Below are 23,344 nucleotides of genomic sequence, written 5' to 3' on the forward strand. Positions count from 1 at the left end.
GCGGTCATTTCAGCGCAAGCGGTTGGGCGGCGCCGCTGCGTTCGGCCTGCCATTCGGCGAGTGACGGTGCGGCTTCTTCGCCAGACAGGCGATGAACGATCTCGAAGTAGTCCTGCTTGAACTTGTCCTTGAGCACTTCATCGCGCGGCTTTACCCGCACGGCATAGATGGTCTGCACGTTCTGGTGATCGAACGGCCGCCAGAACTGCTCGTCCTTCAACAGGCGATAGCGATGATTTTCCAGGGCGGCCAGGACGGCCTCGCTGTCGAAGCTGCGGGCGCGTTTCACGGCGTCGGCCCATTGATAGACGATGCTGTAGGCCGAGGCGGCGGAACTGGACGGATGGGTCTGGTAGCGGTCATCGAAGGCCTGCACGAACGCCTTGCCGCGCTCGGAACCTTCGATCTCCGGCACGCGCCAGGTCCAGGGCTCGGTCCCGAGGACGCCCTGCATGAGGTTCGGTCCGGCCTGCTCGACCATGCTGAGCGTGAGGTTGGGTACGGCGACCTGCATCTTGCCGGTCAAGCCCATGTCGTCGGCGATCCGCATGGCGCGCACCAGGTCCTCGCCGAACAGTACGAGCACCAGGACCTGCGCCTGGCTGGCGGCGGCCTGGGTGAGGGCGTCGCGGTAGTCGGCCAGCGGAGCGCCAGGAAAGCGCACCCTGACGCCAGGATGCTTGGCAGCGTCCTGGGTGAACGTGGCCTGGCGCAGCGAGCTTTCGCTGGTATGGCCCCAGGTGTAGTCGGACGTGATGTAGAAGTAGTTTCGGTCAGGCAGGTGCTTGTTCAGGTATTGCCCAAGCACGCGTGCGCTCATCCAGGCGCTGTTGCATTCCCGGAACATGTAGCGATGGCCGTCCTTGCCCGTGGTGTCGTTGGAGTAGGTGAGCGTGCCGAAATAGAGCAGGCCACGTTCACGGGCGCGTTTGCCGGCGGCGATCGCCACGGCGCTCGACGCACCACCGAACAGCATGGCGGCGCCTTCGTCGGCCAGCTTGTCGACATTGGCCACGGCCTTTTCCGGGCGCGAGGCGCTGTTGCGGCTCGATAGCCGGAGCGGCCGACCGAGCACGCCGCCGCTGGCGTTGATTTCATCGATGGCGAGCAGGGCGCCGCGCATCTGCGCGAGGCCTTCCTCCTTGTAGCTGCCGGTCCGGGGGTAGTTGAGCCCCAGCGTGACCGGCTCGGCGGCCAGCGCCACGGAGTTGATGCCCAGGTACAGCGCAAGCAGTGGCAGGATCCGTTTCATACGAGTCTCCTTGTTGTTTTTATAAGAGCCCGTCCTTTTTACGCGCTGCACAGGCGAACCGGCAGTACCTTTTGGTATAGGCGAGTGAACCGGTTCACCTTTTCATGCCATGCGGTGGCGGTAATCGAACGAGTCGGGCGGTTGACAGCCTGGTAGCGGCTTTCTAGGGTGCCCGCCTGACCGACGAGGAAACCCATGAGCGCAGACGATCGAATCAAGCTGGAGCCGGGCTGGAAGGCCGCGCTGGCAGAGGAATTCGGGCAGCCGTACATGCAGCAGCTGAGGGCTTTCCTGGTTCAGGAAAAGGCCGCCGGAAAAATCATCTATCCGCCAGGCCCGCTGATATTCAATGCCCTCGATTCGACGCCGCTCGACCAGGTGAAGGTGGTGATCCTCGGGCAGGACCCGTACCACGGGCCTGGCCAGGCGCATGGCCTGTGCTTCTCGGTACAGCCTGGCGTACCCGCGCCGCCCTCGTTGCAGAACGTGTTCAAGGAGCTCAAGCGCGACCTGAACATCGATCCGCCCGGTCATGGGTATCTGCAATCCTGGGCGGAGCAGGGCGTCCTGCTGCTCAACACGTCGCTCACGGTGGAGCAAGGCAAGGCGGGCTCGCATGCGAAAGCCGGCTGGCACCGGTTCACCGACAAGGTCATCCAGGTGGTGAACGCGTGCCGGCCGCACGTGGTGTTTCTGCTGTGGGGCGCCCATGCGCAAAGCAAGGCGCCGCTGCTCGACCCGACACGCCATCTGCTGCTGAAGTCAGCCCATCCGTCGCCGTTGTCGGCCCATCGCGGGTTCCTCGGCAACGGGCACTTCAGCCGCGCCAATCAGTTCCTGCAACAGCATGGTCTGACGCCGATCGATTGGCGCCTGCCCGCCGCGGTCTGACGAGGCGGGCGCCCTGCCGGCGTTATTGCTGCTCGGCGTATTTGGCCTGGAGCGCCTTGGCCATCTGCAGATGCTCTTCGAGCTTAGGCAGCATGGTTTCGGCAAACGTCACGAGGTCGGGGTTCTCGGCGTTCTGCACGTATTCACGATACAACTCGATGGTTTGCTCGTGCGCGACGACCTGGTTGTTAGCGTAGGCAGCATTGAAATCCTCGCCGTCACGCAGTTTGAGAATCATCGCCTTGGCCATGTCCATCAGCGTGGCCTGGTCAGACATCTCCAGGTTTTTCTCCTGGGCCAGCTTCGCCAGCTTCTGATTCGACTGGGTGTGATCGTCGATCATGCGCTGGGCGAAGGTGCGGATATCTTCGGCCTGGCTTTTATCGAGTGCCATCTTGGCCGTCTCGATCTCGGCAATGCCTTTGGCCGATGCCTGGTCCACGAAGCTCTCGGCCTGTGCCAGGGCCAGGTTGGAAAGAAGGGCCAATATCAGGCCGCATGCGCCTGCAAAAAAGGCTTGGGTTTGCTTGTGCATTTGATGCCTCCAAAACAGTGACGCTCGCCCACCAAGGGCTTGCCGTGAATGCAAGGCTTCAGGCCCTACGTTGAACGGAGCGTCAGTAGCGAAGGCAAGTTCCGGGGAGCGGCTGAGCGGTCGGTCAGGTCGGGATGCACGCCTGTTATTGCAGCATCCCCATCGCGGCTTCCATGGCGGCGCTGAGGTCTTCGTCATCCTGGGAGAGCGCATCCGGGTTCAGTCCCAGCTTGTCGAATGCGCGAATCCCATTCCAATCCAGCTTGGTGAAGGGGTGCTCGGTGCCGAGATAACTCTGCAGCGTCGCTACCTGGACGATGTCGACGTAATCGATTTTGGCCGAATCGCGCGTGAAATCGAGGTGCTGCGCCGGGACGCAGGCGATCGCATCCGGAAACTCCCAGGCCCGCAGAATCTTCTCGCCGACGACCGGGTGAATGCGCTCGATGATGCGGTCGAGGCTGATCGAGTCGTTCAACAGCACGCCGTTTTCCTCGGCGTAGGTGAGGATCGGCAGAACGCCGATCTGGTGCACGAGGCCGGCGAGCGTCGCCTGGTCGGGCGCCAGTCGCGTGTAGTGCTTGCACAGCACGTGGCTGATTCCGGCGATCTCGGTGCTCTTGTTCCACACTTCGCGCATCTTGCGGTCGATGACGTCGCTGGTGGCCTGGAACATCTGCTCCATCGCCAGCCCCGTCGCCAGGTTGCAGGTGTAGTTGATGCCCAGGCGGCTCACCGCCATCTGCAGGTCGTTGATCTCTCGGCTGGTGCGCAGCAGCGGGCTGTTCACGACCTTGATGATCCGCGCCGTCAGCGCCGCGTCGTTGCCGATGACCTTGCTGATCGCCGGGATGCTGATATTGGGATCTTCCGCCGCCTCGCGAACGCGTAGCGCCACTTCCGGCAAGGTTGGAAGCACCAGCTGGTCATTCTCGATCGCCTGGATCAATTCCTGCTGGACTTTCTCGACTAGGGTGCTCATTGGGGTTCCTTCGGGCAGCGGATCAGCGCTGGATTTCCAGATCGGGATTCAGCGAATAGGGCAGGGTGGCGGGCGCCAGGGGCGTGCCGTCCGGCGATGCGAGGAAGATGCGTCCATCGGCGAAGGCGTCTTCCTGAACGACCGCCAGCAGCTCGACCCCCTGTTCGGCGGGGGCGGCGAGTACGACTTCTCCCACGCTCGACCCATGCACCGGCGAGAAGAGCTCGACGCCGGGCGCCGGCCGTTCGGTGGCGTCGGTTGCGGTGAATCGATGCAGTCGACGCTTGAGCTTGCCGAGGTACTGCATGCGCGCGACGATCTCCTGCCCCGTGTAGCAACCCTTCTTGAAGCTGACGCCGCCGAGGGCTTGCAGATTGATCATCTGCGGAATGAACAGCTCGCGCGTCGTGCCGAAGACCTGGCCCACGCCAGCCCGAACCTGCGCGAGCAGCCAATGATCGAGCGGCGCTTCCGGCAGCTGTGCAGCCAGGCGCGCCTGGATGCGGTCGGCTTCGGATTGCGGTACCCAGAGCTCGACGCGGCCTTCGGTAAGCCGCACGGCCATGAGCTCGGCGGTTTGCGCCACGCTGTCCGGCTCGGCCGGCAGATCGATTCCCAGCGATAGCAGAACGCCCTCGCCATTCTTGAGGCCGAAACGCACCCAGTCGCCGGAGGCATCGGCCAGCGTCGACTTGGAAAACACCGCGTACTTCTTCAGATCCGCCAGCTGCGGCTCGATGAGCTCGCGCGCCATCGCCAGGAGAAAGCCATCGGCGATGGCCAGAATGCGAAAGCTCGACTGCATGCGGCCCTTGGGTGTACAGCGGGCGCCGAGCGAGGCGCGTTGCGTGGAGAGATAACCCAGGTGGCAGGTGAGCTGGCCTTGCAGGAATTTGCTGGCATCGCTGCCCCGTACGGACAGGACGCCTTCATGCGACAGGACACAGAAGAAAGCAGTATCGGTCATGGTCGGTCGCCGGTGATTCGGTGGGGCGCCATCATAGCAGGGGCATCCCGGCCGAAGGGAGCGCACCGGCACAAACTGCGCTACTGCCGGCGGTGGGCACGCCGCTATAATGCCGCCTCGTTAGCGAGGACAGGCGCATGCCCGATCAGACCGAACTCAACCGATTGTTCTGGCATAGCCGCCGCGGCATGCTCGAGCTGGATGTACTGCTGGTGCCCTTCGTCAAGGAGGTCTACCCCTCTCTGGACGCTGCCGACCAGGCGCGTTATCGCAAGCTGTTGGCGTGCGAAGACCAGGACCTCTTCGGCTGGTTCATGGAGCGCGGCGAGCCCGAGGACGAAGACCTCTACCGCATGGTTCGCATGATCCTCGACCGTGTCCAGCCGAAGTGACCCCTTCGAGTGTCGCTGGCAGCGTTCGAGGCAACTGGTAACGCTCTACGTTTCCTGCGTACTGCTCGTGTGCAGCACGCTATTGTGGGTGTGGCCGCCGGCCTGGGTGAGCTTGACGGTACTCGCCGGGGTGATCGCTCACATGAAATGGGTGCTGCCGCGTGCGGTGCTGCTGGCGCATCCGGCTGCCGTTCGCGGCCTCAGGCATGATGCGTCGGGGTGGGCGGTCTGGAGCGATGCCGTCGGCTGGGCGCCCGTGCAGCTGCGCCCCGATAGCCTGGCGCTGCCATTTCTGATCGTCTTGCGCTACCGCCCGGCCGATCGCCGCTTCGTTACGCGCAGTGTCTGCATCCCGGCGGATGCGCTGCCACGGGCGACGCATCGGCGACTGCGGGTCCGTCTGAAGTTCAGCCGACGTAGGTGGGCGGCACCAGAATAGTGTCGACCGCTTCGGGCTGCATGTCGGGATAGTCCAGCGTGTAGTGCAGCCCGCGGCTCTCCTTGCGTGTCATCGCGGAGCGGATCATCAGTTCGGCGACCAGCGCCAGGTTCCTCAGTTCGATCAGGTCCCGGCTGACGCGGTAGTTGCTGTAGAACTCGTCGATTTCACGCAGCAGCAGCTCGACGCGATGATGCGCGCGGGTCAGGCGCTTGGTGGTGCGGACGATGCCGACGTAGTCCCACATGAAGCGTCGGAGCTCATCCCAGTTATGGGCGATGATTACGTCTTCGTCGGAATCGGTCACCTGGCTGGCGTCCCACGGTGGAAGGTCGAGCGGATAACGCACCGAGGCGGCTTGTGATGCGATGTCCTCGGCCGCCGAGCGCGCATAGACGAAGCATTCCAGCAATGAATTGCTGGCCATGCGGTTGGCCCCGTGTAGCCCGGTGAAGCTGGTTTCGCCGATGGCGTAGAGACCTGGAACATCGGTGCGCCCGTGCTGGTCGATCATCACGCCGCCGCACGTGTAATGCGCGGCGGGGACCACCGGGATGGGTTGAGCCGTGATGTCGATCCCGAAGGCGAGGCAGCGTTCGTACACGGTGGGGAAGTGCGTCGTGATGAAGTCCGCCGGTTTGTGGCTGATGTCCAGGTAGACGCAGTCGATGCCCAGGCGCTTCATTTCATGGTCGATGGCCCGGGCAACGATATCGCGCGGTGCGAGTTCCGCTCGCGGATCGAAGCGTGGCATGAAGCGTTCGCCGGATGGCAGCTTCAGCAAGGCGCCTTCGCCGCGAAGCGCTTCGGTGACCAGAAAACTCTTGGCCTGCGGGTGATACAGGCACGTCGGATGGAACTGGTTGAATTCAAGGTTGCCGACACGGCAACCGGCGCGCCAGGCCATCGCGATACCGTCACCGCAGGCGCCGTCGGGATTGCTGGTATAGAGATAGACCTTGGCAGCACCCCCCGTTGCCAGCACGACGAAGCGTGCGCGAAAGGTGTCCACTTCGCCGGTGTCGCGATCAAGCACGTAGGCGCCAACGCAGCGGTTGCCGGGCAGTCCCAGTTTCGGCTCGGTGATCACATCGACCGCCACGCGATTCTGGAGCAGCTCGATGTTCGGCCGCTGGCGCGCATGTTCGAGCAAAGTACTGAAGATGGCGGCCCCAGTGGCGTCGGCAGCATGAATGATGCGCCGGTGGCTGTGTCCGCCCTCGCGCGTCAGGTGAAATTCGAAACCGCCGTCGGAAAGGTCCGCCTGCTTTTCGCGTGTGAAAGGCACGCCCTGATCGATCAGCCACTGGATAGCTTCACGGCTGTGTTCGACCGTGAACCGCACCGCCTCCTCGCGACACAGACCGCCGCCGGCATCGAGCGTGTCGGCGACATGCATGTCCACCGTGTCGCTGGAGTCCAGTACCGCTGCCACGCCGCCCTGGGCCCAGTAGGTCGAACCATTGGCCAGCTCGCCCTTGCTGAGCACCGTGACGCTCATCTCGGCCGGAAGTGTGAGCGCAAGGGTCAAGCCTGCGGCCCCGCTGCCGATGACAAGTACGTCGCACTGGTTACCGCGGTTCATGGCTAGCCCCTGTGAAAAAGCGCTTTAGTATATTCTCGGCCGCGCCTGGGCAATAGGTGGCTCCGTTCGGGCGCTGGCAAAGTGGAACTTACCTGCCGCACTTCGATCAATAGAGGGATGCCACAAGCGACGTGGCTGGCTACTTCCGGTAGGCGGTCGCGACTGGCTATGGCCTTGGCTTCGATTTTTGTCGAAGCGCCCGCAATTTGGGGTCTAATCGCAGGATTGCTTGCTAGGAGGGGAGAACTTTTGCGCAAAGCCCGGGTCTATTCTGGCAGGTCGGTTCGCTGGGTTCAGCGCCACCCCTTCGGTATTAACGAGGAGTGTGCATGCTAACGCAGGAGCAAGACCAGCAACTGGTCGAACGAGTGCAGCGAGGAGATAAGCGGGCTTTTGATCTGCTGGTCATGAAATACCAGCACAAGATTCTGGGTTTGATCGTGCGCTTCGTACACGATTCGCATGAAGCCCAGGATGTAGCGCAGGAAGCCTTCATCAAAGCGTATCGCGCCTTGAGCAACTTCCGCGGTGACAGCGCCTTCTATACCTGGCTTTACCGGATTGCTATCAACACAGCCAAGAATCACTTGGTCGCTCGCGGCCGACGTCCTCCGGACAACGATGTCAGTTCGGAAGATGCCGAGTTCTATGAGGGTGATCACGCACTCAAGGACATCGAGTCGCCCGAGCGCTCACTGCTGAGGGATGAAATCGAGGGTACCGTTCATCGGACGATCCAGCAGTTACCGGAAGATTTACGAACGGCTCTAACGCTTCGCGAATTTGACGGTCTTAGTTATGAAGACATTGCAAATGTCATGCAGTGTCCGGTGGGAACGGTCAGGTCCCGGATATTCCGGGCGCGTGAAGCCATCGATAAAGCATTGCAACCCTTGTTGCATGAATCCTGAGACAGCGGCGCTAGCCAAGAGAGGAACCGCCATGAGTCGTGAAGCCCTGCATGAATCGCTGTCCGCCGTGATGGATAACGAAGCGGACGAGTTGGAAATACGTCGAGTGCTCGCCGGTTGCAGCGATGCCGAGACCCGCGCTACCTGGGCGCGTTACCAGCTTGCTCGTGCTGCCATGCACAAAGAACCCGTTTTCCCGAAGCTGGATATCGCTTCCGCCGTTTCGGCCGCACTGGCCGACGAGGAAGTGCCGGTCGCGGCGCGCAAGCGCACTGGCTGGCAGGCCGTTGGCCGTCTGGCCGTTGCCGCCTCGGTGACCGTAGCGGTGCTGGCGGGTGTGCGCCTGTACAACCAGAACGAAGCGGTCGGCCCGCAGATGGCGCAGCAGGCTGTTCAGCCGGCACCAGCCTCTATCGCCGTGCCGCAGACGACCCAGGGTCCCGCCATGCTGGCCGGATACAGCGAAGGCAAGGTCGCCGCGCCCGTCGAGCCTGCAGCCCAAGGCGGCGAAGGCTGGCACGAGAAGCGTCTGCCGGAATACGTTCGCAAGCATGCGCAGCAGGCTGCCTTTGGTGGCGGCTCGGAAGGCGCGCTACCGTATGCCCGCGCGGCAAGCATGGATGAAAACAACTAAGGGTAAGCATGCGCGTTAGAACGCTGTGTGTTGGGTTGCTCGGGGGCTGGCTATCGATGCCGGCCCTTGCTGTAGATAGCGCTTACGATTGGTTGCGCCGCCTGGCTGATGCCCAGCGCAGCACCAGTTATGTCGGTGACTTCGTTTATCAGCGCAATGGCGCCTTTTCTACGCACTCGATCTGGCAGCGCGTCGAGGATGGCGCCACTACCGAGCGTGTCCTGCAACTGGATGGTCCGGCTGTCGAAGTGGTACGTGTCGACGGGCGGCTGGTGTGCGCCACCGATGCGCCTGCGGCCAGTGCGCAGAGCGCGAAGACCTGGCGCGACAAGCGACTCGATCCGGAAGACCTGTCCAAGTGGTACGAATTGCGCGTGATCGGCGACTCCCGTGTCGCAGGTCGCGATAGCGTCGCGCTGGCTATCCTGCCGCGCGACCAGCACCGGTACGGCTTCGAACTGCACGTCGATCGCGAAACCGGCTTGCCGCTGAAGTCGCTGATGCTCGACGAGCATGGACAGCTGCTCGAGCGGTTCCAGTACACCCGTCTCGAGCCCGGTCAGGTCGCCGCGTCCGAGCTCAAGGCCAGTGACGATTGCCTGCGCGTGACCGAAGCGAGCGCCGAGCAGAAGGAGGCGACGGGCTGGCATTCCGACTGGCTGCCCGATGGCTTCCGGCTCTTGCAGTCCAGCAGTCGCACGAGCGATGTGTCTGGCCAGCCGGTGACATGGCTGGTGTATGGCGATGGGCTGGCTCGCTTCTCCGTCTTCATCGAGCCGCTGGGTGGCGAAGTCGTTCAGGATGCTCGCAGCCAGATGGGCCCGACCGTCGCTGTGTCCAAACGCATCACGGCGCCGGGTGGCGATGTCATGGTCACGGTCGTTGGCGAAATTCCGCTCGGGACGGCCGAACGTATTGCCTTGTCGATGCGTCCGAAGCAGGACGCGCAGAACTAGTCGCCCGCGAAGTGGACTCCGAATCCGCGAAACGATACGACCGCGATGTGCTGAGAAGCAGCCCATCCGCGGTCGTCGGTGCTGGGCTGAAGCCCAGCTGCGCGCCCAGGTGCCTGCCTCAGTTTCGGTAGGCTGGTCACCGTCTTTGCTCTTGCGCGGTCGGCCATCTGAGTGAGGCCCAGCCGCCTTCCCTGCGAGCCCCGCCCATCCGCGCACACCCGCCTGCGGTGCGCGGATGCCCAGCATTTAGAGATCCGGCGACCAGTTGCCGCCCTAAGCCCAACGTCTTCGCCGCAGCCAAATTGATTGAGCGATCCAGCGCCGCCGGCTTCTGTCCTGCGTTTCGCGGACTCGCTGCGACATGCCTTGCCAGGCCACTGCAGTTCCGACGTCGACGACCGAACCTTGGCCAAGTCTCGCCCACCTAACCGTGTCGGAATCTCTGCGCCTGCCCGGGCTCGAATAAGGTGATTGGCAACCGTCATTTCCTTGGGGGCGAACATGTTCGAGCAGCCACTTTTCTTCTCCACACTCACGCCATCGCCGGCTGTTCTCTATGCCGACGAGTCACCCTTGAATGATCTGGACGAATCGGAACAGGACGTGGAGCAGCAATTACCCGATCCCGATCAGCTCATCGAATCGCTGGAAAATGCCGACGAAGCACTGGAATCGATCAGCGATCCGGCACAGGTTTGAGCCGCATCTTTCGCAAATCCGGCGTTCGAGTGCGCCTTTTCGAACCCGGTCGCAGGGCCTCGGTATGAGCGGAAGCGCTCATGGAGCCGCCCATCTACTCACCGCGCCGAGGCGCGATGGCACATACCGGTCAGTCGCCCATCTCGATGAAGCTTCGGAGCGGTTCGCCGGTACTGCACTGTCCGGTCACCCGGCCAATCACCGGGTCCGCTCCGGAGTGCGCGCCACGCGCTGCGGCAGATGAATATCCACGCGCAACCCGCCGAGCGGGCTGTCTTCCAGCGCCCAGTCGCCCTGCCAGGCGGCGATGATGTCGCGCACGATACCCAGGCCGAGACCGTGGCCATCGCGGCGTTCGTCTAGACGGGTGCCACGCGCCAGCACCTCGTCGCGGCGGCTCGGGGCGATGCCGGGGCCGTCATCATCGATGCACAGCCTGTAACCCTCGTCCGTTCGATCGATCGTCAGGCGGACCCGGGTCTTGGCCCACTTGCAGGCGTTGTCGAGCAGGTTCCCGAGAAGCTCCAGCATGTCTTCGCGATCCCACGGCAAGCGGCACGCTGCCGGTGCCTGCCAATCGAGGGAGACGCCGCGGGCGTGGATCATGGCCAGGGTGTCGAACAGCGCCGGCAGCTCCGTCTCGCAATCGAAGAAGGTGCCCGGCAAGGCCTCGCCCGCCAGCCTGGCCCGGCCCAGCTCGCGGGCCACGCGCTGTTCCATCTGCGTCAGCTGCTCGCGCAGGGCGGTCCGCAGGGATGGGTGTTCGGTCAGCTCGTCGCGCAGCGTCAGGCTGTTGAGCACGGCCAGCGGCGTCTTCAGCGCATGGCCGAGATTGCCAAGCGCGTGGCGCGAGCGCTTGAGGGTTTCCTCGGTTTCGCCCAGCAAGTGATTGATCTCGTCCACCAGCGGCTGCAGCTCGGTCGGCGCATCGGTATCGAGCTGCCGGCGGTGGCCCTCCTGCAATTGCGCGATCTGTTGGCGCGCCTGCTCCAACGGCCTGAGCGCCAGCCTCACCACGTACCGTTGCAGCAGCACCAGCAGAAGAATGGACACCCCGACCAGCACCAGCCCGGTCAGACGGACACGGTCGAAACTTTGAAGAATCGGCGAGTAATCCTGGGCGACCTGGATGAGCACGCGCTGCCCGCCGCGCTGATACTCCGCGCGGTAGGCCAGCAGGCGTTGGTCCTGGGGGCCCTCGATAAGCTCGTCAGCCAGCCCCGGCGAGGACGGCCACTGCGGGCTGGCGTCCCAGAGCGAGCGCGAGCGCCAGGTCCGGCCGGGCAGGTCGATACGGAAGTAATGGCCCGAAAACGGACGCTGGTAGCGCGGGCTGAGGCGGTCGGGATCGAGCTGCACGCCGTCCGGGCCGCGGACGATGGCGACCAGCAGGCCTTCGGTCTCCTCGCGCAGGTTGTCGGCCAGGGTGCGTCGCAGCGCCGATTCGAACAGCCACAGACTGGCCTGCAGCAATACCAGGCTGACCAGCACCAGCACCGCAATCAGGCCCAGCCCCAGGCGGCCCTGGATCGATTTCACACCGAACCGCCGAAGCGGTAGCCCTGTCCGCGTCGGGTTTCGATGACATCGCGACCCAGCTTGCCGCGCAGACGATTGACCAGCACCTCGATGACGTTCGAATCACGCTCGGTCTCGCCGTCGTACAGGTGCTCGGCCAACTGGGATTTGGACAGCATCCGGCCCGGGTGCAGCATGAAATAGCGCAGCAGGCGGAATTCCCCAGCCGTCAGGCTGACCTCGTTGCCATCCTGGCGACAGACGCCGCGCTGCTCGTCGAGAGCCAGCGCGCCGACCTCCAGCAGGGGCTGGTTGGGCACGCCGCTGGCACGCCGCAACAGCGCCTGGATGCGCAGGGCCAGCTCCTCGGGATGGAAGGGCTTGGTCAGGTAGTCATCGGCGCCGGCCTTCAGACCCTCGATGCGTTCGGCCCAGGACCCGCGCGCGGTCAGCACCAGCACCGGTGTCGCCAGGCCACGCCCGCGCCAGTCGCGCAGCACGTCCAGCCCGGGTTTGCCGGGCAGGCCCAGGTCCAGCACGATCAGATCGTAGGGTTCGCTGGTGCCCTGATAGTCGGCGTCGCGCCCGTCGGCGAGCCAATCGACCGCATAGCCCTGGCGGCCCAGACTGGCGATCAGCTCGTCGGCGAGCGGGACGTTGTCTTCCACCAAGAGCAATCGCATCAGTCGTCGACCTCGTCCTTGATCAGCGCACCGGTGCGTGCATCGAGCTCCAGTTCACGCGCCACGCCGTCGGCGGTCAGCAGTTCGATCTCATAGATCAGCACGTCGTCCTCTTCCTCCAGCTCGGCTTCGAGCAGGCGTGCGCCCGGATGACGATCGCGTACGCCGCCGAGCAGCTGTTCGAGCGAGAGGATCAACCCTTCTTCGCGCAGCGCCAGCGCTTCGTCCTGATCCAGATCGCGGGCGATGGCAGGCGTCGCGGCCAGAGCCAGCGAAAGCGTCAGGCGGACGATGGAACGGCGTTTGGGCATGGCGGTACCGCGAATCGGTCTGTTACGGATGCATCGACGCCCCGGCAAGCCGGGGCACGATGGGCGCAGGATACGTCAGCGCAGGACGTGCGACAGCTTAGTCGTCCTGATGATCCTTGAGGACTTCGCCGGTCTTGGCGTCCAGCTCCAGGTCCCACTGCTGGCCTTTCTCGTCACGCAGCTCGACCTGATAGACATAGCGGCCGTATTCCTCTTCCAGTTCGGTTTCCTCGACCTTGGCGCCGGGATGCTTGGCGATGGCGGCTTCGTTCAGCTTCTCGAAGGACTGGATGGTGCCGGCGTCGCGCAGCTTCAGCGCTTCATCCGGGCCGAGATCGCGGGCGAGTGCGACGTTCGCGCCAAGGGCCAGGGTGGAGGCGGTGAACAGGGCGATGAGTGCTTTCATGGTGCAGTTCCTCAGTGGGTTTCGACGGTTGCCACTCTAGGCGGGCTGGCTTAACCGAAACTGAATCCGAGGCATCGATCCAACGGGCAGGCGAGGGGTCCAATGCAGCCCGTGACTCCTTCGGGAGGTGCCGCATGAACGCGTCGATCATTTTCACCATCGGCCTGCTCGCCGTCACACCGGCTGCCGCGCAGGACCTGCTCAAGGCACCGGAAACGGCGCCCGTGGATGGCACGCTCGGCGTCGACGAGGGCTCGGCGCGAACGGTCGGTATCAGCGGCGTGATCACCGCGCTGGACGCCGGAGCCGGCACCCTGACGCTCAGGCACGGCCCGGTTCCGTCGCTGAAGTGGCCGGCGCTGACGCAGACGTTCGCGATCGAGCCAGCCCTGCTGCACGGGTTCAGCGCCGGTGACCAGGTCGCCGTCCAATTGCGTGCCGACGGCGAGGGCGCGCAGGTGGTGTCGATCGAGCGGTCTGATTAGGCGCCGGTCGGAGCGCTGCCGGGTGCGGTTTCCGATACGGGGCCTGTATCGCCCTTCGGTGCGGGCTGCGTTGCTTCGGTCGCCGTTGCGGCTTCGGTGCTCGCGTCCGTCGGCGCGACCGGCGCTTCGGCGATCTCGGCCGGCGCCTGAACCTCTGCCTCCGGTATCGGCGCGATCAGCGGTGCCGCCTCGGTGGTCGCTTCGACCGCCACGTCCGGCGACAGCTCTAGGGATGGTGCGACGACCGGCTCGCCCCGCATCCGCCGGGCAGCATCGCTCAGTGCCTGCTCGGCCTGTGAGCCATTGGCGATCGCTTGCAGGGCCACGGTCATTTGTTCCCAGAACAGACTCATCTGCGGCGCGGATGGCATTGGGCGGCCGAAAGTCACTCCATCCATCGAAATGCGAACGTGCTCGTCGGTGACCATGTCCCAGAACAGTCGCTTGTTCAGCGGAACGCCGATGGGCTTGTCGGCGTTGACCTGGCTGAGTCCTGCGGGTGTCATCAGAAATTGCTCGATGAAGCGCTGCGCCTCGTCCCGGTTGGGGCTTTTCGCGGAAATCATCGCGCCGAGTACACCGACGAAGGGCCGTGCCGGCTTGCCGGCGATCGTCGGTAGTGGCGCCACCCCAAAATCGATACCCGCCCGGCGCAGGCCTTCCCACGACCAGGGTCCGGTAATCCACATCGCTTGCTTGCCGGCCTGCATCGCCAGCTCCGCGGCGTTACCGGCCATGCCGCCGGCCGGCAGCACGCCCTCGGCGACGAAGCGCTGCAGCAGGCGGCCCCCTTCCAGCGCACCGGGATGATCAATCCCCACGTCGGCCGTGTCGTAGCGCCCGTCGGCCTGCCGCTTGAACACGTAGCCACCATTGGCGGCGATGATCGGCCAGGTGAAATAGGCGTTGGTGTAATCCCAGCCGATGGCTTCTACGCCGCGGCTGGACAGCTCGGCATCGAGCGCCGGAATGTCTTCGAACGCGGCCGGTGGGTTCGCGATGAGCGCCTTGTTGTAGACCAGCATGATCGCCTCGGCGCCGACCGGATAACCCCATGTCTGCCCGCCGATGGTGAAGGCATCCCAGCCGACGGATACCAGCTCGTCGCGTAGCGCCTCGGCTGGGCTGACCGGCGCGACCAGCCCCTTGTCGATGAAGTCGCCGAGGCGGTCCTGCGGCCAGAGCACGATGTCAGGGCCGTTGCCTGACGCGCTCGCCGTCTCGAAGCGCTTGGCCAGATCCTCGGGGTGTTCGACCCGTGCCCGGATGCCTGTCTGCTCGGTGAAGCGATCGGCGACCTGCTGAAGGCCGTCGTAACCCTTGTCGGCGTTGATCCAGATGAGCAGCTCCCCGCGCTGAGCGGCGGTGGCGGTCAGGCTGCATGCCAGCAGCGACAGGGCCGAGAAAATTATCTTCATGTGCATGGTGGCGCCTGCTCAATAGCGATAGCGGGAGATGTCGGCCAGCATCCGCTCGGCCAGTGCGTGGAGCTGATCGGCTTCGCGAGCCGTCTGGTTGGCGGTGTCGGTGTTGCTCTCGGTCATCGAGGCGATCGTCTCGACCTGCACGGCGATGAGATTGCTCGCCGCGCTCTGCTCACGAATCGCGTGGGAGATTTCGCTCGCCATGGCGACCGTTTGCGTCGAGGCATCACGAATCGACTGCACCGCCACGCCCGCCTGCTCGGCGCGGGTGGCGCTCTGCTGGACGGTTTCGACGGCCTGGCGCATGCGGTACACAGCGTCGCCGGCGCCGCGTTCGATGGCATCGACGATGCCGGTGATCTCGTCCGCGGATTCGGCGGTACGCGCCGCCAGCTTGCGCACCTCGTCGGCGACCACCGCGAAGCCACGACCCTGCTCGCCGGCCCGTGCCGCCTCGATGGCTGCGTTGAGCGCCAGCAGATTGGTCTGGGCGGCCACTTCGCTGATCACGCCCATGACGGTCGAGATGCGAGTGGTTTCCTGCTGAAGCTTGTCGACGCTGACCGCGGTGCCCTTGACCTCTTCGGCGATGGCGCCCAGGTCTTCGATGGTCGTTTGCATCACGGCAATGCCATCGGCCGCACGCGCACCGGCATCGGTCGAGAGCTGCGCGGCATCTTCGGCGCGCTCGGCGACGTGGCTGATGCTCGCGGTCATTTCCTCCACGCCGGCAGCCATCTGCGTCGCCGCTTCGGCCTGGGTCGTGGACGCCTCCGAGAAGATGCCGGCGTTGGCTCGCAGGCCCTTGGCGGCACCGCCGACCTCGCCCGCGCTCTGCGCCAGCGCGTTGAAGCTGCGCTGCAGCGCATCGACCATGCCGTTGAAGGCACGCACCGTCTGGCCGATTTCATCATTGGAGTTCACTGCCACACGCTCGGTGAGGTCGAGCCGCTCGCCGATGGCGGTCACGGTGCGACGCATCGCCTGCAGCGGCGCCATGATCGAACGTCCGAGCGCGAAACCGAACCCAAGCATCACGATCATGCCGAGCAGCACGATCGCCGACAGCAGGCTGAATGCGGTGTCGTATGCCTCGGCGCTTGCCCGCTGGGTGGCGTCCATTCCGGCTTGGGCGCTGGTGGTCAGCTGTTCGACCAGTTCGGCTGTCAGGACCGCGGCGCCTTCGATGAAGGGGCTGGAGGCCAGCTCCATCGCCGCTTCGGTCTGGTTCTGGCGTGACCGGGCCAGGGCGGTTTCGCAGACGATCAGGTACGCAGTGACGGTTTTGCGAAACTCCTCGAGCGCGACTTTCTGTTCCGGTGTCGCGGCAGCGTCGATTGCCCGGGACAGGTCCGCTTCGAGTTCGCGGCTACGCTGGGTGAGCAGCGCGTCGAGCATGCGTTTGCGAGCCGGGTCCGGGTCGGCGATGTGCCGGAAGATGATTCCACGCAGTTCCTGATAGCGGGCGGCGAATTCCTTCGCATCGACGAGTCGCGGCACCTCCGTTGCCGTGACGTGGGCGACCGCCCGGTCGATCTGCTTGAGCTGATAGAGACCCAGCCCGCCGACGGCGAACAGCGCCAGCAGAGCGATCGAAACGAGCGCCGCCAGGCGCAACTTGATTGTCATAGGGATTCCTTTGCAATGGCGCTACGGCGAAGAAACCGGGCAGGCGATGGCTCGGCTTCTTGAGCGCAGACATCTATCGGCCGATTGACGTCAATATTTAGACCGTCGATCCGCAGGCTGTTATCGAGCCGCCGCTGCTACCATGCGCGTCCGCTTTCACGACAGGCCGCCATGACCCTGCGATCGCCCGATGCGCGCCCCAGCACGCTCCACCTGCCTGCCGGTCCCTGGTCCACGGTGCTCGATTGCCTGTGCGCGCGCTTCCCGGCCATCGACCGCGCCACCTGGCTCGACCGTATGAACCGGGGCCGCGTGCTGACCGCCGAAGGCGTCGCGCTGGCGCCTGACGCCCCCCATCGCGAGGGGCTGCGCATCCACTACTTCCGCGAGGTGCCGGACGAGACGCCGATTCCGTTCGAGGCGCGCGTGCTGCACGTCGACGCGCATCTGGTGGTGGCGGACAAACCGCACTTCCTGCCGGTGCAGCCGTCCGGTCACTACGTGCAACAGACGCTGCTGGCACGCCTGACCGCGCGGCTCGGCAACCCCGACCTGGTGCCGCTGCATCGCATCGACCGGCTGACCGCCGGGCTGGTGCTGTTCTCGGCCAACCCCGCGACCCGCGGCCAGTATCAGGCCCTGTTCCGTGAGCGACGCATGCACAAGGTCTACGAAGCCATCGCCCCGGCCTTGCCGCAGCTCGACTTCCCGCTGACGCGGCGCACGCGGCTGGTGGAGGGTGATCCGTTCATCCTGATGACCGAAACCGACGGCGAGCCGAACAGCGAAACACAGGTCGAGGTGCTCGAGCGTGGCGAACGGTACTGGCGCTATCGGCTATACCCAGTGACCGGCAAACGCCATCAGTTGCGCGTGCACATGGCCGCGCTCGGCGCCGGTCTGTTTAACGATCCGCTGTACCCGATCCTGCAACCGCGCGAGACCCGCGAGCAGGACGATTACAGCCGTCCGTTACAGCTCCTGGCTCGCGAGCTGACCTTCGACGATCCGCTGACCGGCGAGCGCCGGCATTTCGAGAGCGGCCTGACGCTCGGTATCTAGGTCGGATTCGGAAGGCAGCGAACGACCCGTTGTGCACGCGGTGCATTGCTTAGCGAATGCACCCTACGGCGCGCCGTTTCGCCGTTTCGCCTCCGCCATCCTGCCCGCTTCGCGAGCAAGCTCGCTCCTACGAAGAGCCAACACCGCGCTGCTTGTCTGTAGGAGCGAGCTTGCTCGCGATTCAGATCCCGCGGCGAAACGCCGGGCCCGCCGCGCACGGATGGGCGGATCGGGTGGAACCCTTGGCCGGTGGGGTGGGGTCGATATTGGAAAGCAGCCGGAACGCCGTCATGCCTGAAGGTCCATCGATCGTCATTCTTCGTGAGGAAACCGAGCAGTTCGTCGGCCAGCCGGTCGAGCGCGTGGGCGGCAACAGTCGCCTCGATCTGTCCCGGCTGGAGGGTGCCCGGGTGCGTTCGATCCGCAGCTACGGCAAGCAGTACCTGATCGAGTTCGAGGCCTTTTCGCTGCGTGTGCATTTGCTGCTGTTCGGCAGTTACCGGGTCGATGAGCGCAAGGAGAAGAGCACGCCGCGGGTCAGCCTCGGTTTTCCCAACGGCGAGCTGAACCTCTACGCCTGTTCGGTGCGGTTTCTCGATCAGCCGCTCGATGTGCTCTATGACTGGCGCACCGATGTGATGAGCGGCCTCTGGGACCCGGCACTTGCCCGCAAGAAGTTGCGCGCGCAGCCGCACATGCTGGCCTGCGATGCGCTGCTCGATCAGGACGTGTTCGCCGGCTCCGGCAACATCATCAAGAACGAGGTGCTGTTTCGCATCCGCGTGCACCCGCTGTCGCGCATCGGCGCGTTGCCGCCGCGCAAGCTGGCCGAGCTGGTCGAGCAGGTGCGGGTGTACAGCTTCGAATTCCTGGAATGGAAGAAGGCCTTCGTGCTCAAGCAGCACTGGCTGGCCCACACCAAAACGACTTGCCCGCGCTGCCACATTCCGTTGATCAAGGCGCACCTGGGCAAGACCAACCGGCGCAGCTTCTTCTGCGAGCGCTGCCAGAAACGCTACGGTGGCGACGACCCCACCGAGCCGACCCCACCCACCGACGCCACGGAGTGACGATGCTCGACCTCGCCGCCGCGTTCATCGCGCTGACCGCCTTTTTCACCTACCTCAACTACCGGTTCCTGCGCCTGCCGCCGACCATCGGTGTCATGGCCGTGGCGCTGGTGCTGTCGCTGCTCGCTTACGGTCTGGCCTGGCTGGGCTACCCGGTGCTCGAGACGGAAATCGGGCAGATCGTGCGGCAGCTCGATTTCTCGGAAATCCTGATGACCTGGTTCCTGCCGGCACTGCTGTTCGCCGGGGCGCTACATGTCGATCTGGCGGACTTGCGCAGCTACAAGTGGCCTATCGGCCTGATGGCGACCGCTGGCGTGCTGCTGTCGACCTTCATCATCGGCGGGGTGATGTACTACGCGCTGGCCTGGTTCGGCTGGCCGACCGACCTGATCTATTGCCTGCTGCTGGGGGCGCTCATCTCACCGACCGATCCGATCGCGGTGATGGGCATCCTCAAGACCAGCGGGGCGCCGCAACCGCTGCAAACCACCATCGTCGGCGAGTCGCTGTTCAACGACGGCGTGGCGGTGGTGGTGTTCAGCATCATGCTGACGGTGCTGGCCGAGGGGACCGTTCCGACGGCGGGCAAGATCGGGCTGCTGTTCGTCGAGGAAGCCATCGGCGGCGCGCTGCTGGGTCTGGCCCTCGGCTATCTGATGGCGTTCCTGGCCGGTCATGTCGAGGAATACCAGCCGACGGTGATGTTGACGCTGGCGCTTGTGCTCGGCGGTTCGGCGGTGGCCACCCACCTGCACCTGTCGGCACCGATCGCGATGGTGGTGGCCGGTCTAATCGTCGGCAACGTGGCACGCAAGCGCTCGATGACCGAAGAGGAGCGGCGCTACGTCGATGGCTTCTGGGAGTTGATCGACGAAATCCTCAATGCACTGCTGTTCGCGCTGATCGGCCTGGAAATCCTGATCCTGCCGTTCGACTGGTTGCACTTTGCGGCCGGGGTTCTGCTGGCGCTGGTGGTACTGGGGTCGCGCGTGCTGACGCTGGCCCCGCCGGTGCTGCTGTTGCGAAGCCGATCGCGCGGGGCGGAGCAGGTCAGCAAGGGCACGGTGCGCATCCTCACCTGGGGTGGCCTGCGCGGCGGGATATCGGTGGCGCTGGCGCTCTCGCTGCCGGCAGGTGAATCACGCGATCTGCTGCTGACGCTGACCTACGTGGTGGTGCTGACGTCGATCCTGTTGCAGGGCCTGACCATCGGCAAGCTGGTGAAGTCGCTCTACGGCGATTGCCCGGCGGACCAGCCGCCGGGCCACTGAGCCCTACAGCCGCTCGATCGCCACCGCCGTTGCCTCGCCGCCGCCGATGCACACCGCCGCCACGCCGTGGCGCAGGCCGCGGTTGCGCAGCGAGGCGAGCAGCGTCACCAGGATGCGCGCGCCGGACGCGCCGATCGGATGGCCCAGCGCGCAGGCGCCACCTTCCACATTGACCTTCTCGTGCGGCAGCCTCAGCTCGCGCATCGCCGCCAGCGGCACCACGGCGAAGGCCTCGTTGATCTCGAACAGATCCACCTCCGACGCGGCCCAGCCGGTGCGTTCCAGCAGCCGGTTGATGGCGCCCACCGGCGCGGTCGGGAACAGGCTGGGCGCGGCGGCGTAACTCGCATGGCCGTGGATCACCCCCAGCGGCCGGAGCCCCCGGCGCTCGGCTTCCGAGCGGCGCATCAGCAGCAGCGCGGCCGCGCCATCGCTGATCGAACTGGCATTGGCGGCGGTCACGGTGCCGCCTTCGCGGAAGGCCGGCTTGAGCTGGCCGATCTTGTCCGGACGGGCTTTCGGCGGCTGCTCGTCGTGTTCGACGATGCGCGTTTCCTTGCGTACCTGCACCTCGAGCGGGACGATCTCGTCACGGAACCGGCCTTCGGCCATCGCCTGTTGCGCGCGGGTCAGCGAGGCGGCGGCGTAGGCGTCCTGCTGCTCGCGGGTGAAGCCATACTGGCTGGCGCAGTCCTCGGCGAAGGTGCCCATCAGCCGGCCCGGCTCGTAGGCGTCTTCCAGGCCGTCGAAGAACATGTGGTCGATCACCTTGCCGTGGCCCATCCGGTAACCGGCGCGGGCGCGTTCGAGCAGGTAGGGCGCGTTGGACATGCTCTCCATGCCGCCCGCGACGACGGCCGTGGCGCTGCCGGCGAGGAGGCGGTCGTGGCCGAGCATCACCGCCTGCATGCCCGAGCCGCACATCTTGTTGACTGTCGTGCAGGGCACGCCGTCGCCAAGCCCGGCACCCAGCGCCGCCTGGCGCGCCGGCGCCTGGCCGAGGCCGGCCGACAGCACGCAGCCGAACAGCACCTCATCCACCGCCGAGGCGGCCAGGCCGCTGCGCTCGACGACCGCACGAATGGCCGCCGCGCCCAGTTGCGGCGCGCTCAGCGGCGCCAGGTCACCGAGAAAGCCGCCCATCGGGGTGCGGGCGCTGCCGACGATCACGATCGGGTCTTTGTGCATCTGTTCGCTCCTCCTGTTGTTCTGGTGCTGTTCTGGCGCCGATTAGCTCTTGAGTTCGGCGCGGTCGCGGAATTGCTCCAGCGCGGCCGGGTTGGCCAGCGCGTCGGTGTTCTTCACCGGTTGGCCGTGGACGACGTTGCGCACCGCCAGCTCGACGATCTTGCCGCTGATGGTGCGCGGGATGTCCATGACCTGAACGATGCGCGCCGGCACGTGGCGCGGCGTGGTGTTGGCGCGGATGGTCTGGCAGATGCGTGTGCGCAGAGCGTCGTCCAGCGCGATGCCCTCGCGCAGTCGGACGAACAGCACCACGCGCACGTCGCCGTCCCAGTCCTGGCCGATGGCGATGGATTCGAGCACTTCGTCGACCTTCTCCACCTGCCGGTAGATCTCCGCGGTGCCGATGCGCACGCCGCCGGGGTTGAGCACGGCATCCGAACGGCCGTGGATGATCAGCCCGCCATGCGCGGTTTCCTCGGCGTAGTCGCCGTGCGCCCAGACGCCCGGGAAGCGCTCGAAGTAGGCACTGCGAAACTTGGCGCCGTCCGGGTCGTTCCAGAAGCCCACCGGCATCGCCGGGAAGTGGCGGGTGCAGACCAGCTCGCCTTTCTCCCCCTGCACGGGGCGGCCGTCGTCATCCCAGACCTCGACCGCCATGCCCAGGCCCTTGCACTGGAGCTCGCCGCGCCGCACCGGCAGCACCGGGTTGCCGAGGGCGAAGCAGGACACGATGTCGGTGCCGCCCGAGATCGACGACAGGCACAGCTCGGGTTTGATGTCGCGGTAGACGTACTCGAAGCTCTCGTGCGCCAGCGGCGAGCCGGTCGAGAGGATCGCCTTGAGCCGGGCCAGCCGATGGCTTTCGCGCGGGCGCGCACCGGCCTTTTCCAGGGCGGCGAGGTACTTGGCGCTGGTGCCGAAGACGCTGATGTCCTCGGCGTCGATCAGGTCCATCAGCCGCTCGGCGCCGGGGTGGAACGGCGAGCCGTCGAACAGCACGAGCGTGGCGCCGAGGGCCAGGCCCGACACCAGCCAGTTCCACATCATCCAGCCGCAGGTGGTGAAGTAGAACAGGGTGTCATCGGCGCTGAGGTCGGTGTGCAGGCCCAGTTCCTTCACGTGTTGCAGCAGGGTGCCGCCCGTGCCATGCACGATGCACTTGGGCACGCCGGTGGTGCCGCTCGAGTAAAGGATGTACAGCGGCTGCTCGAACGGCACCGGGACGAACTCCGGCTCGCCACCCGGCTGGTAGAAGTCCTGCCAGCAGGCGACCGCGGCACTGGTGCGGTAGTCGCTCGGGCGGGCGTCCGGCTTGGCATAGGGCACCACGACGAGCTGCCCGAGGCTCGGCAGGCGGGCGAGGATCTCGTTGAGCTTGTCGGTCAGGTCGAGCGTCTTGCCGGCGTAGCGATAGCCCGCGCAGGCGATCAGGACCTTGGGTTCGATCTGGCCGAAGCGGTCGATCACGCCCTGGGTGCCGAAGTCCGGCGAGCAGGACGACCAGGTCGCGCCGAGGCTGGTGGTCGCGAGCATGCCGACGACCGTCTGCCAGGTGTTGGGCATGAAGGCCGCGACGCGGTCGCCGACGCCGACACCGGCCGCTTGCAGGCTGCGTTGCAGCCCGGCGACGTGGGCGGCGAGCTCGGCATGGGTGAGCTGCTCGCGGCTGCCGTCTTCGCCGATGGCGACGAGCGCGGGCCGGTCGTCACGCCGACGCAGCAGGTGCTCGGCGAAATTCAGCGTCGCGCCCGGAAACCAGCGGGCGTCCGGCATGGCTGGCCCTTCCTCCAGCACGGCCCGCGGCGTGGCGTGGAAGCGCAGGTCGAAGAACTCGACGATCGCCTGCCAGAAGGCCGGACGCTGGTCGATGCTCCACTGGTGCAGGGCAGGGTAGTCAGCGAGGTCCAGCGTGTGTCGCTCGTTGACGAAGCGGCGGAAGGCGTCCATCCGGGTGTCGGCGATACGGTCGGCCGACGGGGTCCAAAGGGGTTGCTGCATGTCGTTTCGGTCCTCGTGTCGCTGCGCGGCAGCGCGCCTCGTGTGGGATGAAA

General features: G+C 65.4%; 24 protein-coding genes. 11 read left to right on the forward strand and 13 right to left on the reverse strand.

All coding sequences use genetic code 11. The features are described from left to right. Positions 1–4: 4 nt before the first annotated feature. Positions 5–1,252, reverse strand: coding sequence for an ABC transporter substrate-binding protein (locus D7325_RS00140; protein WP_120992992.1), 1,248 nt, complete (start codon positions 1,250–1,252; stop codon positions 5–7). A gap of 195 nt (positions 1,253–1,447) precedes the next feature. Between D7325_RS00140 and ung the strand changes: the two genes are divergently transcribed. After that, positions 1,448–2,143, forward strand: a complete 696-nt coding sequence (gene ung / locus D7325_RS00145; RefSeq protein ID WP_120992993.1) for a uracil-DNA glycosylase — start codon at positions 1,448–1,450, stop codon at positions 2,141–2,143. 22 nt (positions 2,144–2,165) lie between these two features. On the opposite strand, the gene D7325_RS00150 is transcribed toward ung, so the two are convergent. The 3 genes from D7325_RS00150 to ygfZ form a co-directional block, all read right to left on the reverse strand. Continuing rightward, positions 2,166–2,678, reverse strand: coding sequence for a DUF4142 domain-containing protein (locus D7325_RS00150; RefSeq protein WP_120992994.1), 513 nt, complete (start codon positions 2,676–2,678; stop codon positions 2,166–2,168). A 145-nt stretch (positions 2,679–2,823) separates the two neighbouring features. Beyond that, on the reverse strand, positions 2,824–3,660 hold the full coding sequence (locus D7325_RS00155) for an HDOD domain-containing protein (RefSeq protein ID WP_120992995.1): 837 nt from the start codon (positions 3,658–3,660) through the stop codon (positions 2,824–2,826). 22 nt (positions 3,661–3,682) lie between these two features. Further along, positions 3,683–4,627 carry a CAF17-like 4Fe-4S cluster assembly/insertion protein YgfZ gene (ygfZ, locus tag D7325_RS00160; RefSeq protein WP_120992996.1) on the reverse strand — a complete coding sequence of 315 codons (945 nt, stop codon included), beginning with the start codon at positions 4,625–4,627 and terminating at the stop codon, positions 3,683–3,685. A 137-nt stretch (positions 4,628–4,764) separates the two neighbouring features. Here ygfZ and D7325_RS00165 point away from each other — a divergent pair, with 137 nt between their 5' ends. Further along, complete coding sequence (locus tag D7325_RS00165; protein ID WP_120992997.1) at positions 4,765–5,019, forward strand: FAD assembly factor SdhE; 255 nt, start codon at positions 4,765–4,767, stop codon at positions 5,017–5,019. Next, positions 5,003–5,458 (forward strand): protein YgfX, encoded by a 456-nt coding sequence (locus D7325_RS00170; protein ID WP_120992998.1) that lies wholly within the window; start codon positions 5,003–5,005, stop codon positions 5,456–5,458. Before D7325_RS00165 ends, D7325_RS00170 begins: the two co-directional genes overlap by 17 nt. Here the strand turns inward: D7325_RS00170 and nadB are convergent. After that, complete coding sequence (gene nadB / locus D7325_RS00175; protein WP_120992999.1) at positions 5,427–7,043, reverse strand: L-aspartate oxidase; 1,617 nt, start codon at positions 7,041–7,043, stop codon at positions 5,427–5,429. The genes D7325_RS00170 and nadB overlap by 32 nt on opposite strands. A gap of 329 nt (positions 7,044–7,372) precedes the next feature. Here nadB and rpoE point away from each other — a divergent pair, with 329 nt between their 5' ends. The 4 genes from rpoE to D7325_RS00195 all read left to right on the forward strand — a co-directional run bounded on the left by rpoE (position 7,373) and on the right by D7325_RS00195 (position 10,243). Beyond that, a complete protein-coding gene (rpoE, locus tag D7325_RS00180; RefSeq protein WP_120993000.1) occupies positions 7,373–7,954 on the forward strand; it encodes an RNA polymerase sigma factor RpoE/AlgU in 582 nt (193 codons plus the stop codon). A gap of 31 nt (positions 7,955–7,985) precedes the next feature. Then, positions 7,986–8,588, forward strand: a complete 603-nt coding sequence (locus D7325_RS00185) for a sigma-E factor negative regulatory protein (protein ID WP_120993001.1) — start codon at positions 7,986–7,988, stop codon at positions 8,586–8,588. 8 nt (positions 8,589–8,596) lie between these two features. After that, the gene (locus D7325_RS00190; protein ID WP_120993002.1) at positions 8,597–9,544 is read left to right on the forward strand and encodes a MucB/RseB C-terminal domain-containing protein; all 948 of its coding nucleotides are present in this window, start codon (positions 8,597–8,599) and stop codon (positions 9,542–9,544) included. 471 nt (positions 9,545–10,015) lie between these two features. Continuing rightward, on the forward strand, positions 10,016–10,243 hold the full coding sequence (locus D7325_RS00195; protein WP_245962002.1) for a hypothetical protein: 228 nt from the start codon (positions 10,016–10,018) through the stop codon (positions 10,241–10,243). A 198-nt stretch (positions 10,244–10,441) separates the two neighbouring features. Here D7325_RS00195 and D7325_RS00200 read toward each other — a convergent pair whose 3' ends face one another. The 4 genes from D7325_RS00200 to D7325_RS00215 all read right to left on the reverse strand — a co-directional run bounded on the left by D7325_RS00200 (position 10,442) and on the right by D7325_RS00215 (position 13,161). After that, a complete protein-coding gene (locus tag D7325_RS00200; RefSeq protein WP_120993004.1) occupies positions 10,442–11,782 on the reverse strand; it encodes an ATP-binding protein in 1,341 nt (446 codons plus the stop codon). Further along, a complete protein-coding gene (locus tag D7325_RS00205) occupies positions 11,779–12,444 on the reverse strand; it encodes a response regulator transcription factor (protein ID WP_120993005.1) in 666 nt (221 codons plus the stop codon). The genes D7325_RS00200 and D7325_RS00205 overlap by 4 nt, the downstream gene beginning before the upstream one ends. After that, positions 12,444–12,755 carry a PepSY domain-containing protein gene (locus tag D7325_RS00210; RefSeq protein ID WP_120993006.1) on the reverse strand — a complete coding sequence of 104 codons (312 nt, stop codon included), beginning with the start codon at positions 12,753–12,755 and terminating at the stop codon, positions 12,444–12,446. Before D7325_RS00210 ends, D7325_RS00205 begins: the two co-directional genes overlap by 1 nt. Before the next feature lie 97 nt (positions 12,756–12,852). Next, positions 12,853–13,161, reverse strand: a complete 309-nt coding sequence (locus D7325_RS00215) for a PepSY domain-containing protein (protein WP_120993007.1) — start codon at positions 13,159–13,161, stop codon at positions 12,853–12,855. A 134-nt stretch (positions 13,162–13,295) separates the two neighbouring features. Between D7325_RS00215 and D7325_RS00220 the strand changes: the two genes are divergently transcribed. Next, complete coding sequence (locus tag D7325_RS00220; RefSeq protein WP_120993008.1) at positions 13,296–13,646, forward strand: copper-binding protein; 351 nt, start codon at positions 13,296–13,298, stop codon at positions 13,644–13,646. Here D7325_RS00220 and malE read toward each other — a convergent pair. Both malE and D7325_RS00230 read right to left on the reverse strand, forming a co-directional pair. Further along, positions 13,643–15,070 carry a maltose/maltodextrin ABC transporter substrate-binding protein MalE gene (malE, locus tag D7325_RS00225; RefSeq protein WP_218565165.1) on the reverse strand — a complete coding sequence of 476 codons (1,428 nt, stop codon included), beginning with the start codon at positions 15,068–15,070 and terminating at the stop codon, positions 13,643–13,645. The two genes, D7325_RS00220 and malE, sit on opposite strands and share 4 nt — an antisense overlap. Before the next feature lie 12 nt (positions 15,071–15,082). Continuing rightward, positions 15,083–16,699, reverse strand: coding sequence for a methyl-accepting chemotaxis protein (locus D7325_RS00230; protein ID WP_120993009.1), 1,617 nt, complete (start codon positions 16,697–16,699; stop codon positions 15,083–15,085). A gap of 171 nt (positions 16,700–16,870) precedes the next feature. Here D7325_RS00230 and D7325_RS00235 point away from each other — a divergent pair, with 171 nt between their 5' ends. The 3 genes from D7325_RS00235 (at position 16,871) to D7325_RS00245 (ending at position 20,105) form a co-directional block, all read left to right on the forward strand. Further along, entirely contained in the window at positions 16,871–17,761 is an 891-nt protein-coding gene (locus D7325_RS00235; protein ID WP_120993010.1) for a pseudouridine synthase, read from the forward strand. Between the two features lie 290 nt (positions 17,762–18,051). Next, positions 18,052–18,831 (forward strand): DNA-formamidopyrimidine glycosylase family protein, encoded by a 780-nt coding sequence (locus tag D7325_RS00240; RefSeq protein ID WP_120993011.1) that lies wholly within the window; start codon positions 18,052–18,054, stop codon positions 18,829–18,831. A gap of 2 nt (positions 18,832–18,833) precedes the next feature. Then, positions 18,834–20,105: a cation:proton antiporter gene (locus D7325_RS00245; RefSeq protein ID WP_120993012.1), complete on the forward strand. Its 1,272-nt coding sequence runs from the start codon at positions 18,834–18,836 to the stop codon at positions 20,103–20,105. Between the two features lie 3 nt (positions 20,106–20,108). Here the strand turns inward: D7325_RS00245 and D7325_RS00250 are convergent, their stop codons facing one another. Both D7325_RS00250 and D7325_RS00255 read right to left on the reverse strand, forming a co-directional pair. Continuing rightward, positions 20,109–21,293: an acetyl-CoA C-acyltransferase gene (locus D7325_RS00250; protein ID WP_120993013.1), complete on the reverse strand. Its 1,185-nt coding sequence runs from the start codon at positions 21,291–21,293 to the stop codon at positions 20,109–20,111. A gap of 42 nt (positions 21,294–21,335) precedes the next feature. Then, positions 21,336–23,291: an acetoacetate--CoA ligase gene (locus D7325_RS00255; protein WP_120993014.1), complete on the reverse strand. Its 1,956-nt coding sequence runs from the start codon at positions 23,289–23,291 to the stop codon at positions 21,336–21,338. Positions 23,292–23,344: the final 53 nt, after the last annotated feature.

The sequence above is a fragment of the Stutzerimonas urumqiensis genome, from assembly GCF_003640395.1.
GTDB classification, from domain to species: Bacteria; Pseudomonadota; Gammaproteobacteria; order Pseudomonadales; family Pseudomonadaceae; genus Stutzerimonas; species Stutzerimonas urumqiensis.

What these genes read in the sequence shown, in the direction of transcription:
- D7325_RS00240 (WP_120993011.1), top strand. Translation starts at nt 18,052, where the DNA reads ATGCCTGAAGGTCCATCGATCGTCATTCTTCGTGAGGAAACCGAGCAG.
- malE (WP_218565165.1), bottom strand. Translation starts at nt 15,070, where the DNA reads ATGCACATGAAGATAATTTTCTCGGCCCTGTCGCTGCTGGCATGCAGC.
- ygfZ (WP_120992996.1), bottom strand. Translation starts at nt 4,627, where the DNA reads ATGACCGATACTGCTTTCTTCTGTGTCCTGTCGCATGAAGGCGTCCTG.
- D7325_RS00190 (WP_120993002.1), top strand. Translation starts at nt 8,597, where the DNA reads ATGCGCGTTAGAACGCTGTGTGTTGGGTTGCTCGGGGGCTGGCTATCG.
- rpoE (WP_120993000.1), top strand. Translation starts at nt 7,373, where the DNA reads ATGCTAACGCAGGAGCAAGACCAGCAACTGGTCGAACGAGTGCAGCGA.
- D7325_RS00255 (WP_120993014.1), bottom strand. Translation starts at nt 23,291, where the DNA reads ATGCAGCAACCCCTTTGGACCCCGTCGGCCGACCGTATCGCCGACACC.
- D7325_RS00250 (WP_120993013.1), bottom strand. Translation starts at nt 21,293, where the DNA reads ATGCACAAAGACCCGATCGTGATCGTCGGCAGCGCCCGCACCCCGATG.
- D7325_RS00215 (WP_120993007.1), bottom strand. Translation starts at nt 13,161, where the DNA reads ATGAAAGCACTCATCGCCCTGTTCACCGCCTCCACCCTGGCCCTTGGC.
- D7325_RS00185 (WP_120993001.1), top strand. Translation starts at nt 7,986, where the DNA reads ATGAGTCGTGAAGCCCTGCATGAATCGCTGTCCGCCGTGATGGATAAC.
- ung (WP_120992993.1), top strand. Translation starts at nt 1,448, where the DNA reads ATGAGCGCAGACGATCGAATCAAGCTGGAGCCGGGCTGGAAGGCCGCG.
- nadB (WP_120992999.1), bottom strand. Translation starts at nt 7,043, where the DNA reads ATGAACCGCGGTAACCAGTGCGACGTACTTGTCATCGGCAGCGGGGCC.
- D7325_RS00210 (WP_120993006.1), bottom strand. Translation starts at nt 12,755, where the DNA reads ATGCCCAAACGCCGTTCCATCGTCCGCCTGACGCTTTCGCTGGCTCTG.
- D7325_RS00140 (WP_120992992.1), bottom strand. Translation starts at nt 1,252, where the DNA reads ATGAAACGGATCCTGCCACTGCTTGCGCTGTACCTGGGCATCAACTCC.
- D7325_RS00235 (WP_120993010.1), top strand. Translation starts at nt 16,871, where the DNA reads ATGACCCTGCGATCGCCCGATGCGCGCCCCAGCACGCTCCACCTGCCT.
- D7325_RS00150 (WP_120992994.1), bottom strand. Translation starts at nt 2,678, where the DNA reads ATGCACAAGCAAACCCAAGCCTTTTTTGCAGGCGCATGCGGCCTGATA.
- D7325_RS00155 (WP_120992995.1), bottom strand. Translation starts at nt 3,660, where the DNA reads ATGAGCACCCTAGTCGAGAAAGTCCAGCAGGAATTGATCCAGGCGATC.
- D7325_RS00165 (WP_120992997.1), top strand. Translation starts at nt 4,765, where the DNA reads ATGCCCGATCAGACCGAACTCAACCGATTGTTCTGGCATAGCCGCCGC.
- D7325_RS00205 (WP_120993005.1), bottom strand. Translation starts at nt 12,444, where the DNA reads ATGCGATTGCTCTTGGTGGAAGACAACGTCCCGCTCGCCGACGAGCTG.
- D7325_RS00230 (WP_120993009.1), bottom strand. Translation starts at nt 16,699, where the DNA reads ATGACAATCAAGTTGCGCCTGGCGGCGCTCGTTTCGATCGCTCTGCTG.
- D7325_RS00245 (WP_120993012.1), top strand. Translation starts at nt 18,834, where the DNA reads ATGCTCGACCTCGCCGCCGCGTTCATCGCGCTGACCGCCTTTTTCACC.
- D7325_RS00220 (WP_120993008.1), top strand. Translation starts at nt 13,296, where the DNA reads ATGAACGCGTCGATCATTTTCACCATCGGCCTGCTCGCCGTCACACCG.